The 14,536-nt window shown below is 43.1% G+C and carries 14 protein-coding genes and 1 tRNA gene; 2 read left to right on the forward strand and 13 right to left on the reverse strand.

What is annotated here, in order from left to right:
- Positions 1 to 97: 97 nt before the first annotated feature.
- On the forward strand, positions 98 to 868 hold the full coding sequence (locus C825_RS18665) for a hypothetical protein (protein ID WP_044214513.1): 771 nt from the start codon (positions 98 to 100) through the stop codon (positions 866 to 868).
- Positions 869 to 1,038: 170 nt separating this feature from the next.
- On the opposite strand, the gene C825_RS18670 is transcribed toward C825_RS18665, so the two are convergent.
- From C825_RS18670 to C825_RS18705, 9 genes are all read right to left on the reverse strand, one after another.
- Entirely contained in the window at positions 1,039 to 1,566 is a 528-nt protein-coding gene (locus C825_RS18670; protein WP_010803636.1) for an ASCH domain-containing protein, read from the reverse strand.
- Between the two features lie 58 nt (positions 1,567 to 1,624).
- Positions 1,625 to 1,861, reverse strand: a complete 237-nt coding sequence (locus tag C825_RS27765; protein ID WP_010803637.1) for a hypothetical protein — start codon at positions 1,859 to 1,861, stop codon at positions 1,625 to 1,627.
- A gap of 217 nt (positions 1,862 to 2,078) precedes the next feature.
- Positions 2,079 to 2,447 carry a DUF6633 family protein gene (locus C825_RS18675; RefSeq protein ID WP_010803638.1) on the reverse strand — a complete coding sequence of 123 codons (369 nt, stop codon included), beginning with the start codon at positions 2,445 to 2,447 and terminating at the stop codon, positions 2,079 to 2,081.
- Between the two features lie 76 nt (positions 2,448 to 2,523).
- A complete protein-coding gene (locus C825_RS18680) occupies positions 2,524 to 3,429 on the reverse strand; it encodes a hypothetical protein (protein ID WP_044214516.1) in 906 nt (301 codons plus the stop codon).
- A 9-nt stretch (positions 3,430 to 3,438) separates the two neighbouring features.
- Positions 3,439 to 4,794: a PcfJ domain-containing protein gene (locus C825_RS18685; protein ID WP_010803640.1), complete on the reverse strand. Its 1,356-nt coding sequence runs from the start codon at positions 4,792 to 4,794 to the stop codon at positions 3,439 to 3,441.
- Between the two features lie 3 nt (positions 4,795 to 4,797).
- Positions 4,798 to 5,160 carry a PcfK-like family protein gene (locus C825_RS18690; RefSeq protein ID WP_010803641.1) on the reverse strand — a complete coding sequence of 121 codons (363 nt, stop codon included), beginning with the start codon at positions 5,158 to 5,160 and terminating at the stop codon, positions 4,798 to 4,800.
- A 3-nt stretch (positions 5,161 to 5,163) separates the two neighbouring features.
- Positions 5,164 to 6,450 carry a DNA polymerase III subunit beta gene (dnaN, locus tag C825_RS18695; protein ID WP_010803642.1) on the reverse strand — a complete coding sequence of 429 codons (1,287 nt, stop codon included), beginning with the start codon at positions 6,448 to 6,450 and terminating at the stop codon, positions 5,164 to 5,166.
- Positions 6,435 to 7,709 (reverse strand): phage integrase SAM-like domain-containing protein, encoded by a 1,275-nt coding sequence (locus tag C825_RS18700; protein ID WP_010803643.1) that lies wholly within the window; start codon positions 7,707 to 7,709, stop codon positions 6,435 to 6,437. The genes dnaN and C825_RS18700 overlap by 16 nt, the downstream gene beginning before the upstream one ends.
- 200 nt (positions 7,710 to 7,909) lie before the next feature.
- A tRNA-Pro gene (locus C825_RS18705) sits at positions 7,910 to 7,984 on the reverse strand.
- Between the two features lie 216 nt (positions 7,985 to 8,200).
- On the opposite strand from C825_RS18705, the gene C825_RS18710 reads away from it, so the two are divergent.
- Positions 8,201 to 8,839, forward strand: a complete 639-nt coding sequence (locus C825_RS18710; RefSeq protein ID WP_007653257.1) for a recombinase family protein — start codon at positions 8,201 to 8,203, stop codon at positions 8,837 to 8,839.
- A gap of 81 nt (positions 8,840 to 8,920) precedes the next feature.
- On the opposite strand, the gene C825_RS18715 is transcribed toward C825_RS18710, so the two are convergent.
- The 4 genes from C825_RS18715 to hypF all read right to left on the reverse strand — a co-directional run bounded on the left by C825_RS18715 (position 8,921) and on the right by hypF (position 14,444).
- Positions 8,921 to 10,981, reverse strand: a complete 2,061-nt coding sequence (locus C825_RS18715) for an acetate--CoA ligase family protein (RefSeq protein WP_007653254.1) — start codon at positions 10,979 to 10,981, stop codon at positions 8,921 to 8,923.
- Positions 10,982 to 11,060: 79 nt separating this feature from the next.
- The gene (gene hypB / locus C825_RS18720) at positions 11,061 to 11,816 is read right to left on the reverse strand and encodes a hydrogenase nickel incorporation protein HypB (RefSeq protein ID WP_010803644.1); all 756 of its coding nucleotides are present in this window, start codon (positions 11,814 to 11,816) and stop codon (positions 11,061 to 11,063) included.
- A gap of 16 nt (positions 11,817 to 11,832) precedes the next feature.
- Positions 11,833 to 12,174, reverse strand: coding sequence for a hydrogenase maturation nickel metallochaperone HypA/HybF (locus C825_RS18725; protein ID WP_007653250.1), 342 nt, complete (start codon positions 12,172 to 12,174; stop codon positions 11,833 to 11,835).
- Positions 12,175 to 12,176: 2 nt separating this feature from the next.
- Entirely contained in the window at positions 12,177 to 14,444 is a 2,268-nt protein-coding gene (gene hypF, locus C825_RS18730) for a carbamoyltransferase HypF (RefSeq protein ID WP_010803645.1), read from the reverse strand.
- Positions 14,445 to 14,536: the final 92 nt, after the last annotated feature.

Consider the following 14,536-nt stretch of genomic DNA (forward strand, 5'->3'; position numbering starts at 1 on the left):
ATGTACACTCATGAGTTCGTAAGATGAAATAACTACATGTTTTTGATTTTATTTTCTAAAACCATTATATTTGCCCATCAAAAATAGATTCGAAGCTATGACACAAGGGAAAAAAAGATGTTTTGTAATTATGCCTATTAGTGACACCGGAGGATACGAAAAAGGACATTTCAATAGAGTATATGAACACTTAATAAAACCAGCATGTGAACAAGCGGATTTTGAACCTATCCGCGCAGATGATACGTCAAAAGCTAATATGATAATGGTCGATATCTTACAAAAGATACTCGAATGTGATATGGCTATATGTGACTTAAGTTCAAGAAATCCAAATGTTTTTTATGAGTTAGGTTTTAGACAAGCTTTTAACAAAAAAACCGTTCTTATTAAAGATAGAAAAACTGATATGCCATTTGATATATCTGGTATAAGAACTTTATCATACAACGAAAATTTAAGAATTGATGAAGTGAAGAAAACTGTTTTTGAGATAGCAAAATGTATAACAGAAACATTTGAAGCTAATAATAATGAAATAAATCCATTATTGCAACTATTATCTATTGAAAGGCCAGCGATTCTACCAGAAAAAGTTATTCTATCACAGGATTCTAGTTTAATACTAAATGCTATCGGAGAACTAAATAAAAGATTAGACTTAGTAAATAGCAGTACTAGTCGAAATACTTATTCAAGCACAACTTCTAATGGTGAAGTTCTTACTGTAGGCCAAGAAATATTTATTGAAGATCCAAATACTAATACGAAAAAGTTACTAGGAAATTTTATTGGAGAAAATGAAAACTTCTTATTTATAAAAGACGATAATGAACATATAATAACAATTGATAAGAATGAAAAATGACAATTATTTACCCATTCCTTTCATAATGTGTTCGATTATTTCTAAGTTGCGATTCAGAACAAGCGGTGGGAATGCACCGCTTGAGTTTTTTGAAATGGAAGTATTGAACCCTTTTGTAGATTTCCGAATACTGTATTCGAGGTTGAATAATCAATCTTGATCATAACTGTCTATTTAATTATATTAAATTCACTTTCCATGATAATACCACCGCATTTACAGCATGTATGTACATACGTCGAAAATGGTTCTGTAAGATGGTTCTCCAAAGCAGTTTCAATACTTCCACACTCCGGGCACTTAATTTTTACCTCTTTGAGGCCTTCGAACTCCCAAAGAGACAGTTTCCCCTTTGCGGGTATCGGTGTCTGATATAGGACTGGATTAGCCAGCACCCAGTTCCAGACTCCTTTCTCCACCCAGATAGAAGAATGAGCCTGAACACAATCTACAATTTCCACACTTCCAATAATGGAGCCAAAAGGCAATTTATCAAAATCAGTATTGTAGAGAGCGTTGCCTGATCGCCACAAATGGGTTCTTTGTAAATCATTCAAACGCCAACCTTCTTTTTTGCTGGCACCAGCATGGATCAGGACACGCCCCCTGTAATTTGTTCTCCAGGATCTGTTCTCGATATCTTTTATACCGTGAGCTATTAGGCTAGCCCACGGTTGCTTTATGCTTATCGCTTTCATTATTCAACTTTGTATTTACGCCGTCATTTTCTGACGGATCAGGTTCATATTTTTTTAGTTATGAATCAGATAAATATTTTATCAAACTCTCTTTGTCTTTAAAAAGTCTTTTATCCCATTTGGGATAATTGTTTCTGGGCACGCTAAGTCCATCAGACAGCCTATAAACCATAAGAAAACTATCATCAATATAGGATACTTCGATAATTATTTTGCTTATAGTTGTATGGATAATATTATCCCCACTCAGATAGCATACGCTATCTCCTATGTTAAATTCAGTATCTATATTCATATTTTTTAGTCATCGTCTTTTCTATGCTTATAAGCATAATAAATAGCACAGCACATATTTATAAGAGCATTGATAAGCAATAGATTTTGTACCCAAATATCGAAACTGGCTATGTGGCTAATCAGGTAGGCTATGAATGATAGCCAAAAGACAATTTCTTCATATTGATAACTTTTCATATTTACTTCTTTTTAATTGTTGATGTTTTTTTTAATATTTACACCTTATATTTCCGTTCAAAATTATACTTCCTAAACTCATGGTACGCTTGTTCCAATGTTTTAGAAGTCCTATCGCCTTCCGGTATATCCCAGCTTTTGGAATTATTGATACTATCATCCATGGCCATAGAACCCCTTTCTTTCTCATACCGGCCAAGCCATTCTAAAATAACAGCCCCGTCTATCCGATCATAAACCTTCCCATACAATCCCTTTTTCGCCCGATTAAAACATAGCTTGAAATCATCCGGCTTCAGGAAATAGTACTCCTCGATGATCAGATCTGCAGTTTGTGCAGCCTGATTATCATTCATTATCTTGCCAACATTGAAAAACATAACTACATCTATGATTATCTTAGCCATAAATGCTCTAAGTTTTGTTTCTCCAAAGTTTTTGTTCATCACGGCAATAGAGCAGCTGGGAGATTGAAATACGTCATTAACCGTTTTCGGGTGTAGGGCTTTGTAATATAGCATCGGCCAATTCTCCAAGACGCTCAAGGCTTGTTCTGTTGTTTTCGGCATTAGTTCTGCCGGAAGAATACCGGTTGTTTTGTCTAGGGTTGACAGAAGTTGTATTGCTTGTTGTTTGTCCATTCTGATATTTTTCTAAGTCACGTTTCGCCCATTTGCGAAACGTTAAATTCGCACTAACATATTTTTTCAAAAGCTCTCGAAAGTTATGCATCGAGACAAGAGTATCCTGGATCAGCGGAAGCGGAAATTCTTTTTTTATCCGTTCGAATTGTTCCTCGGTAAATGGCTCCTTAAGCTTTGCCACATTCGGAGCATTATCCGCAATCCATAGTTTGAACTTTTCAAAATTCTCATTTTTCGGTTTCTCCGACTTTGGGGTGGGGTCGTGCGTGCCTGCACGCGTATCTCCCTCCTCTCCTTTACAATCCTCTCCTATCCTTTCCTCTACAGCAGGAATATGATCGAACATTTTCGATTGTTCGAGATCATTCGCGAATGTTCCCGAATTACTTTGATTATTGCCGGCAAGAACATTTTCTATCACTTCTGCAGGAATTTTTGACTTTTGCGGTTTGTCGATGCGCTCACTGGAAAAGTCCATCACGTAGTAGCTCTTATTTTCGTATTTAAGAGGTACAAGGATAGAGTTCTCAATCAGTTCTTGCAGCCACCCAGAAACCTGCTGTTTACGAATATCTTCGCGGGCAGGAAAGACTTTCGACTTGATGATAGTTTCATTAGCTAAAATGACACCACTATCATCAGCAAAGTTTTTCATGCCTATATAAAGCAGACAAGCCGGAAGAGATACGTTCGAAAACCTTTCATCTTCCCAGAAATCCGGCACTATGGTTCTTATTCTTGGCATATCAATTTTTTACGCCGTCATTTTCTGACGGATCAGGTTCATATTCTTTTTTACCAGTTTAATTATCTGATTATGATACTCGCTTACACCATTGCAAACGGCTCGGGATTGAACGATATCCAATGTCTTCAAGTTCACCTCTATCGTTTCAGCTCTTTTCCCATCAATGGTAGCCGATAAGATGAGCGTATTTTCCCTGGCATAATATCCTTGAGCATACACACAATGATGCATGGCTTTACCTTCTTGGTAGAACTGGGTGATACTTTCCAATGGACAAATGACTATATTTCCATCTGTAATTTTCATACCGAAGAACTTTTTCATTCGTTCGTAGAAGCCGGCTATATCCTTCATGAGCTTTTCACGCTTACGGATAGCCTCAATGCGTCCCCTCTCTTTTCTCAATTTGGCTTCACAAATCTTTTTCTTTTCCAATAGACTATCATGTTCAGCTTTCAGATTCTTGGGACATACATAATGGGCATTACGCAGATCCTTTCCGAAATAAGATAGTAAAGACATGTAGTCTTCCCACATTGACGCATCTTTGATAACGTAGTGGTTACGGTTGCAGATATTGAACGATGGCTTATAACGAAGTTGGGAGAACCCGGTTTTGTACATATGTTTTAGCATAGATATTTGTCCGGTCTTAAGACACAGTTCTGCATCATTATTACCTTTCAAAAGATCACGTATAAGCTTCGACGGATTGACATCAGGAAATCGTCTATTCAATCCCCGTTTTTTCAATCCAGGTAACAGTTCTTTCCTTGGGTATAATTCTCCCCATATCGCATATAGATCGCCACGATAATTCCAACAGCTACTACCATATTCGCTTTTAATACTGAGAGGGTCACTATATATCCATCCATTACCTCCCATGTTCATCGGTCGAGCTACAATCGTACGCTTACCGTCTTCGCTGATCCACTCCTGCACCATTTCAGTGAAATCGTAATTCACCGGATAACAGGCCGGCTGTCCAATCAGAGAAGTTGCTTTTCTGGCATTTTTCCAACAAAGTATATGCCGGATCACCTGAAAACCGCCTTTCACTTGCAGGATGGACATGTATGCTTCTTCATGGCTTTTTTGTCTTCGGCTAACCTTCACGTCCAACCGATGATGGCAATAAGGACATTCGGTTTTATCACCCAAAACGATTGTACCCAATTCACTGTTGCTTGTATCTACCCACGTCCTGCCACATTCGGAACACCATAGCTCATCCTTACATTTATAGGCAAGATGGTCAAACAGATGTTCTTTGGCCCAGTCTTCCTGTCCTTTCGTGATAGCAGGTAGCTTTCCGCTTAATTCTACCACCCGTCTCTGTAATTTGGATTTAGGCTTCATGATTCAATCAAATAAAGATAACTGTAATTTATTTTCTTCTCTCTTTGCCTTCCCTCGTTTTAAGGGTAACACGGTCGGCTGTTGACTCAAGGGCTTTGCAGGTGTGGCTTGAGGCCTACTTGACACTTTACAATTGCTAGCTCCACTAACCTTAATATCGTCTTCATCGTAATAGTGTACCGCCAACCCATAGACTTCACTGTCATCCATTACAACCTCATTGCCACGCTTACGTGCTTTGCCTAAAATATAGCGGCAACATTCATCAATGTTCTTCTTTGGATTGGAAAATTTAGGGGCGAACAGTACATCTTCTGCAGCTCGCTGTTCCAAGTATTTCTGGATTATATCTTTGAACTCTTTCATAACTTACTGAATTGTCATGGGCATTAATAAATAGGTAAGTTCTTGGCCTTCCTGCTGTTTTTCTGGCATTATCAGAATAGCAGAATTTGGCAGACTAAAAGTTAGTTTGGTTCGTTCATCGTCAATGCAGGAGAGCATTTCTAAAATAAGTGAACCTTTTACTCCTATCTTAAATTCATCGTCTTTGAATTCTGCGGATAGCATTTCTTCTGCTGAAGTAGAAAAATCAAGATCATTTGCCGATACAACAAGTCGGTCATAATCAGCTTTGAATAATATAAGGCATGTTGATTTATTTGAAAAAACAGTTGTACGTTTAATTGCTCCTATCAACTGCTTGGTATCTACCACAAGCTCCAGAGGATTATTATGAGGAATAACAGCTTTCCAGTTAGGATATCGGCCTTCAACGTTTCGGAACGAAATTTCAAAGTCATTTACTGTGACAACAGACCAGTCAGCACCCACCTTTATTTGCAGATCATCCGGGGAAGCAGGTACAATGCCTTTCAGTATTGATGCCATAGGCCGACTTATAATAACCGAAACTTTATTGATACAAGACTCTTTTTTACAGGAGAAAGAACCTAAACCATGTCCGTCTGTGCCAACAAAGGTTAGAGCTTTAGGAGAAGCCTCAATAAGCACAGTACTCATTACAGGACGGAGTTCGTCTTCTGCTGCCAGATTGACGACCTTAGCTATTCCGTTATAAAATTCCTCGGCGGTCGTATTGATACAATCTGACGAATCAAACTCTTTTTTGCTGGGATAGGATACTGTCTCATAGCCCATAAATTCAAATTTACCTCCGCTATATTTTATCAGGATTTCTTTATTATTCGGATTTATGTAAATATTTAGCGGTTGCTCCGGAAGAGTTTTTAATCCATCTAAAATTGCAGTCGGAACACATACAGACATGTCTTCGTCAGAAATACATTTCAGGCTTGTCATTATTCGCCCTTCACTATTTGATGCAGTAAGAAACAGCCGACCTTCTTTTGTTTCAAAAAGATAATTGCCCAGGATTGGCAGGGATGGTTTCGAAGAAATAATCTTCGATAAAAGCTGCAATTTGTTAAGCAGCGCTGTTTTAGAAATGGATATTGTCATAGTGCCAAATTTTATGCAGGCACCAGGTAAGTCATTATTTATTGGGTGTTTACGGGAAAGAAAGAAAGAAGCAAAGTGTATAAACACAAAAAGCTGGACCTCAAACTTTCGTCTAAAATCCAACTCGAATTCTCTGTTGCAAATATAGGGAGCTTTTTTTATACCTGCAAACATTTTGCCTGTTTTTTTTGAGATATTTTTTCGAGGTAGTCCAAAACCGCCCGGTTTGATTTGTCAAATATGGAGTAATCGATCTCTATATAAATATCAGCCATCTTATAATCATTGTTCACATGGCCGAGACAGAAGTCCACATCTGCTTTGGGTACGTCGGCTTTATTCCTGGCAATGCTTGCCCAGCTGTGACGAATCCAGTTCGTTGTTAACTTACAATGCAGGTTTAATTCATCTGCAATTTGTGCCAAGCCTTTGTTTACCGCCTTCATGAAGTTTTTGTGATTGCAGTACTGCCTACGGAAATACGACAGGAAAGCAATATCACTATACTGCTTAATAAGAGGCTCCAGTTCCGGTTCTATCCTGACCGACAACGGGAACCGGTATACATTATCTTCCGTTTCGGTTTTACTCCGTTCATATTCAAGCCGGCCTCTTTTAGTTCCTCGCATCTGGTACAAATCTTTTACGTTTATCCCCATCATGTAAAACATGATCATAAAGACATCACGAGCCATATTCGCCCGCTCGGTGGAAAAATGCCCGTCCCGAATCCGGATAATATCTTCAGCGGAAATCGTTTTGCGTTCCCGGCGATACTTGGGTACTTTCACTTTTGAAAACGGATCGTTAGGTATCCGTATGATATCATAGTCCTCATTATTATAATATGCCTTAGCTTTATTCAATAGTGACCGGATCGCCCGGAGATAGTTACTGATACCGCCGGGAGAAAGCGGCTTTCCTCCCTGTCCGGAGATCGATAACTGCTGCTTAAACTCATTCAACCGTTGAGCTGTTACATCCCGGACATCGATCTTTTTCCGGTTGTAGAACCAGCATAAAGAGTTTAAGGCTGTTTGATACCATTCCCGGGTTGCCGACTTATCCGTTTTATCAATTACACTTCCACAGAATGCGATGAAGTCTATAAACTCATACTCCGGTTCCATAGCTGCCGCTATTTGCTCCTTGACCTCTATACAGCTCATGCGCGACACTCGCTCGATACCTAGCTTAATACAGACACCTCGGTACTTTTGAATCAGATTACCGAGCTCGTAGTTGAGTAGATCTGCATCCCGGTACCCGGAAGTGATCACTCCGTCTTTACCCAGGTAGTCCTCCTGTATATAATAGGGAGTAGATATATACTGCGATGCCTTGTTATGATATATACGGATCTTAATATTTTTTGTTCCGTCTGATTTTATGTGCGAATTGCCGGCCAGAACGACCGCTTTAAAAGTTGCCATAGTACTTCATGTTTTTAAATGATTGAAACCAAAAACATATTGTACAGAATCGTTTAAAAGATATTTAAAAGAAATACCCTGCCTTATCGACGCTTAATAAAGAAAAATAAGACGTTTTGGCATAAAAAAAACGAGTCAATACAATTACGTACCGACTCGTTATCTCTTTAATTAGCTGAAATACAGCTTTTTGTTTTGTGTCGGGGTACCAGGATTCGAACCTGGGACCCCCTGCTCCCAAAGCAGGTGCGCTAACCGGACTGCGCTACACCCCGTTTTGCAATCCCTTTATTGTCGATTGCGGTGCAAAGGTAAGCATTTATTTTTATCCACCAAATATTTCGTGTTCTTTTTTAATTGTTTATTTTCGCATCTGTTTAATTACAAGATTTAAAGGAAAGGAGGTGAAACAGCAGAAAGAAGGACAAGCAGACATGAACATATTGCTAGCCAATATGTTATAATATAAACGTATCAACATTAAAAATAGTATGATAATTGCCTATACACGAACATATTCAAACAAGCAACAAAGTGACAATCAAAAAAACGCGATTGAGCAGTTTGCCGCGAACAATAACATGACTATAGACAAATGGCATAAAGATACACGAACAACATCCTCACGACATAAGAACAGGCTTGAAGATATTATAAAAAATATGGAGGCCGGCGATACATTAATTGTAGCCGATGTCACACGCCTGAGCCGGAGGTTGATGGAAATTATGCATTTGATATTATTATGTATTGAAAAAAAGATCACTCTTTACTGTCTCAAAGAAGGGTATACTTTTGAAAACAATGTCGACAGCAAAACGTTAGCATTTACTTTTGGGCTCGTCTCGGAAATTGAAAGCAAACTAATCTCGACACGGACAAAAGAATCGCTGGAAATTACCAGAAGTCGGGGCACAACCCTCGGACGCCCGAAAGGTACTCCCAAAATGGACCACCTACTTGCGCAGAAAGAACAGATAGAAAAGGAACTCAACGAAGAAAATGCTACGTACGCCGAACTGGCCGAGTATTACCAGGTATCGCTCAGTAGCTTTAAAAAATTTGTCAGAGATAATATTCCGCCGTCACTTCCCGGACGAAAAAGAAGAGGAAGAAAACAGGCTGAGTAGTACAAATATACGAAGGGGAATTGAAACAAATCGACAGGCTTACGTTTCAATTCCCCTTTTTATTAATATCTGTCAGAGATATTATTTTTCTATCCGGATACGGGCGTCTACCGCAAATAATCCCCGGTCGGTTGCAACCAGCGGGTTAATATCCATTTCTTTTATTTCAGAAGCAAAACGGAGCAAAGTAGAAAGACGGACTATAATATCTGCATATTGTTGCTCGTCGATACCTTTCTGCCCGCGTGTACCTTTAATAATCGGATAACCGCGTAAAGAACGAATCATTGAAAAGGTCTCGTCATAGGATAACGGAGCCAGACCGTAAGAAACATCTTTCAGTACTTCGACAAAAATACCTCCCAGACCGCAAAGGATTACATGCCCGAAACCTTCCTCATACTTCGCCCCGAGGAACAACTCCTGCCCTTTCAGCATAGGCTGTACCATAATTGCCGTCACATCCGGCAGGCGCATCATACGTTCAAACTCAAACAACAAGTGCTCCTCACTGCGGATATTCAGGGCTACACCGCCAATATCACTTTTATGTACAGGACCGACCACCTTTGCCACAACAGGGAATTTTACACGTTTGGCAAAAGCAATCAACTCGTCTTTGTCGGTCGATGTAAACTCTTCCACCAATGGGATATTGGCAGCACCCAACAGTGTGCGAACCTGTTCGGGAGCCAGATAACCGTTGGATGGCAACTGGTCGATGATACGACGCACTTCGGGCACATTGACACCATATAATTGTATATCGGTACTCATCGGCTTCGGCGTATTGATCACACGGGAAAGAGCCGTACCCAAAGTCACCTCGTCCGAGAAATTCACATGTCCCTTTTTCACAAAGCTGCGCACTTCCGGGCCGGCAGTTACGATAGAAGGCAATACCGGGAAGATTGGTTTCTTACACTCTTCCATCTTTTTATGAAGCACTTCGTATGTATCATATAGTTTCACCAGACCGGGACTTCCGAAAATAACCATCATCAAATCGACTTCCTCAAACTTATTCTCACAGAAGTCTATTGCCGTAGCCAGATGCTCCGGTGTTCCCGTTCCGATAATATCAATCGGATTGCTAACGGCTGCTCCGGGATATAACTTGGATTTCAACTCGGTCGCTATCGGACCTTCCAGGTTGGGAACGTTCAGACGGCCTTTGGAAAGAGCATCCGCCAACATGACGGCAGGACCTCCGGCGTGTGTAATGATTGCACAGTTTTTTCCTTTTACCTCTTTCAAGGTGAAAATACAAGCAACCGTCGTTAGCTCTTCACGGCTGAAACAACGTACGATACCGGCTTTACGGAACAGAGCCTCCACAGCCGAATCCGAACTGGCAATTGCACCGGTATGCGAGGAAGCAGCACGCTTGCCCGATTCGGTGCTTCCTGCTTTGATGGCTGCGATATGACAGCCTTTGCGAATCAGCGAAGCGGCATGATACAATAATTTATCGGGATTCTTAATTTGTTCGATATAAAGCATCTTGATTTTGGAATCGAGCACAGGGTCAAAGTTACGGTCCATATACTCAATCACCTCTTCTACCCCAATCTGCTTGGAGTTGCCAACCGACCATACAGAGGAGAAACGCAAGCCTTTTGTCAATGCCGATTCAATGATGAAAAGCGCCGTACCGCCGGAACTGGAGACAAAGTCGACTCCGTCGGGATGAAATTCGGGGATAGGCTGTGTAAACACTCCATGAAAATTCATATTCATCAGTCCGATACAGTTTGGACCAATCATGGAGGCACCTGCTTCGTTCACACTATCCAGCATCTGATTTTCGAGGATAGCCCCCTCGTGAGTCTCTTCGCCAAAACCGGCGGAAACCACAATAAATGCTTTTACATTCTTCTGTTTAGCCAGGATATCAACAGCTTCGGGACATGAAGGACCGGGAATCGATATGATAGCCATTTCCGTATCCGGAATATCCTGCACGGAATGATACGATTTCAGACCTTGCACGTCGTCTTCCCTGGCATTCACGACATACAGTTCTCCTTTATATTTGCCATCAAGGAGATTTCGTACCAAACGCCCACCCGGCTTGTGTACATTATTCGAGCCGCCTACTACGACTATGCTCTTCGGGTCGATTAATTCTCGGTTAATCATAACACTTTGATTATTTTGATTCAATGAACAGGAACAAATATAGCTTTTTTATCCATTTATCCATCAAAACAGGGGTTATTTATTTACATTTTGCACATTCTGAGCACAACCAGTCGCACCAGGCATCCATGCCGTCCCCTTTCGTTGCCGACACTTCAAACACCTGCAAATGATGGTTCACCTTTAAAGCATTACTCTTCAAGGTCTCTATATCGGTATTCAGATAAGGTGCCAGGTCTGTCTTATTGATTACGCAAACATCAGCTTCTGCAAAGATGTGCGGGTATTTCAACGGCTTATCGTCACCTTCGGTCGTGCTAACGATAACGACTTTCTTTGCTTCGCCCAGGTCGAACATGGCAGGACAAACAAGGTTGCCGACGTTCTCTATAAAAAGTATCGAGTGATCGGCCGGTGCCAGATGTTTGACTGCGTGGTTCACCATATCGGCTTCCAGATGGCAGCCGGTACCGGTGTTGACCTGGAAAACGGGGATATCCAGTGCGGCAATGCGGTCGGCATCATTAGAAGTCTGTTGGTCTCCCTCGACGACATACAAAGGGAGTTTGCCTTTCAGGCGGCGCACGGTTTCCTCCAGCAACGTAGTCTTTCCGGAACCGGGCGAACTCATCAGGTTCAGGCAGAAGATTTCCTTTGCCTCAAAATAACCGCGGTTACGCTCCGCCAGCAGATTGTTCCGCCGGAGTATATCCTGTTCAAGAGTTATTACCTTATCCTCATCGTGATGGTGATGATGATGTTCATGGCCATGTTCATGATGATGGTCGTGTTCGTGATGATGATGGTGTTCTCCACACCCGCAAGTTCCACACATAAGCGTTTTGTATTTATTATTTAATAACAATAGATTTTACACGAAGTTCTTTTCCTTTAATGATTTTAACACAATAGGAACCGCATGCCGGGCAAGGCGTGAACAGAGTCTCCATCGGGAAAGTCTGCCCGCAACCGGTACACATGCCCTCACCGTCAATGATATGGCGGACAATCGAAGCATGTTCGAGCAGGGAACCTTTCACTGCGCTTTCCAGTGCGAAATCAAGCGTATGCAATTCTACACCCGCCAGGCGGCCGATTTCCAGTTCCAGCTCCTCGACGGCTTCCGAATGACGGCTGCGCGCCTGTTCTTCGGCCAGTTCTACGATACTCTGTGCAATAGACATTTCGTGCATAATCAGTCTTTTTTATTCCGGGAAGCGGCAATGGCCAGCTGGCCGACGGCAACTCCCCCGTCATTACATGGTATACGGCCCGGGACATACAACGGGATACCTTTTGCGGCAAATAAACGTTGCAACTGTTCCGTCAACCTTTTATTTTGAAAACAGCCGCCGGAGATAACCACGCGGGTCGCTCCGGTCTGTTGCAGATGGCGTGCGGCCTCGTCGAGCAGCAGGAAAGCCATCGTATTATGGAACCGGGCAGCCAGGTCACCGACGGAGACTCCGGAAGCCCAATCGTTCAACAGTGCCTCAAACAAGGGGCGGAAGGATATAACACCTTCCTTTATTATAACCGGATAACGCGCCGACTGTTCACTGCCGGCTGCCTGCTCCAGTTTTACAGGAGCCTCGGCCTGATGGGTCGACACGTCGCACAACCCCAAGAGGGAGGCGACGGCATCAAACAGCCGGCCGGCACCCGAGGTATAGGGCGTATTGACTCCTCTCTCCATCATCGTCATCAGCAGGCGGATTTTATCCGCACCTACCCGTTCGGAAAAGCCCTCCGGGAAACGGGCGGAATCTCCCCAATAATGCCACAGATAAGCGACGGCCATCCGCCAGGGTTCCACTGCCGCCTTATCGCCACCGGGCAGCGGGACATATTCAAAATGCGAGAGACGGCGGCACTCTTTGCGGTCGCAGAGGAAGAACTCGCCTCCCCAGACCTTTCCGTCGTCACCCAGCCCCGTCCCGTCCAGGACGATGGCAATAACTTTCTCATGCAAGCCATATTCCAGCATGCAGGCTGCCGCATGGGCGTGATGATGTTGTATTTTCAGCAGAGGCAATCCGGTACGTGCGGCGACGCGCTCCGCTTCCTGCGATGAGAGATAATCAGGATGCATGTCGCAAACCAGCACAGAAGGGGTAAAACGGAAAAGATGCCGGAAGCGGTCCAGCGATTCCGTGTAGAAGCTAAATGTCTCCCAGTTTTTCAGGTCACCGATATACTGGCTTTGCAGAATGGTATCCCCTTTTCCCAGGGCAAACGTATTTACTTTCTCCGCACCGAAAGCCAGAATACCTTCCACGGGAATGTCGGCAAAGAATGGCTCCGGTACATAGCCGCGCGAACGGCGCACCAGGCAAGGTTGCCCGCCGCAAACCTGAAGGACTGAATCGTCCACCCGGTTATAAATATCCCTGTTATGATGAAACAGGAGAGCGACCTTTCCGGACAACTGCTCCGCGGCTTCGTCCGGAGTTATGGCGATAGGGTAATCGCTCAGGTTGCCACTTGTCATCACCAGGGCCGGTGTGTCGAGGGCGGCAAACCAGTCCTCATGCAACGGCATATAAGGCAACATACAACCCAAGGTCCGCATGCCGCGGTTTATATCGTCCGCCAGTGCTTTCTTTTGTTTCAGCAAGACAATCGGGCGGCGCCAGGAAGACAGACAGTCTTCTTCGACCGGACCCGCCTCCGCATAATGCCGCAAATGTTCCATATCGCGGAACATAACGGCAAAAGGCTTGCTGTCACGCTGCTTTATCGCCCGCAAACGTGCCACCGCCTCCCCGTTCAGGGCATCGCATATCAGATGATAGCCACCAATGCCTTTCGCCGCTATCACTTCGCCTTCACGAAGCAGGCGGACGGACAGGTCCAGCAACTTATCGTACTCCTTTATCTTTACATTATTATATATTGCATAATAGAAAGGCCCGCAATGATTGCAGGCCACAGGCTGTGCATGGAAACGGCGATCGCTTACCGTCGTGTATTCCCTCCGGCAGTCGGGACACATGGCAAAGGCGGCCATCGTGGTCTGCTTCCGGTCGTAAGGCAAATCGCGGATGATGGAGAAACGGGGACCGCAATGCGTACAGTTGATAAAAGGATAACGCAGGCGATGCGGCTGCCTCATCCGGTCGGAAAGGCATTCGGGACAAACAGCGATATCGGGCGCCACCTGCGTCACCTCCTCCGAATCGGAACGGCTGGGTGTAATCATAAAATCCGGATAATCCGTATCTGCAACATCGGCTTCTTCCCATTGAACACTATGGATCGAAGCAACTGCCGGATGCTCATTTCTGATCCGGGAAATAAAAAGTTCCCGCTGCTCCGGAGTCAGGATCGCACGGATCGACACTCCGTTATTCCGGTTACCGACCTCTCCTTTTATCTTCATCTCATTTGCTATACGATAGATAAAAGGACGAAAGCCAACGCCTTGCACTAACCCACGGATTGTCAATATCGATATTCTCACACTGTTTGTTTTACTATGCTCACAAATATAGAGGGTTTAAGTTTAACAAACAACCGAACCCGGCAACAATAGAGATAACTTTTATCTATAAA

It is taken from the genome of Parabacteroides sp. ASF519 (genome assembly GCF_000364265.2).
Lineage (GTDB): Bacteria > Bacteroidota > Bacteroidia > Bacteroidales > Tannerellaceae > Parabacteroides > Parabacteroides goldsteinii.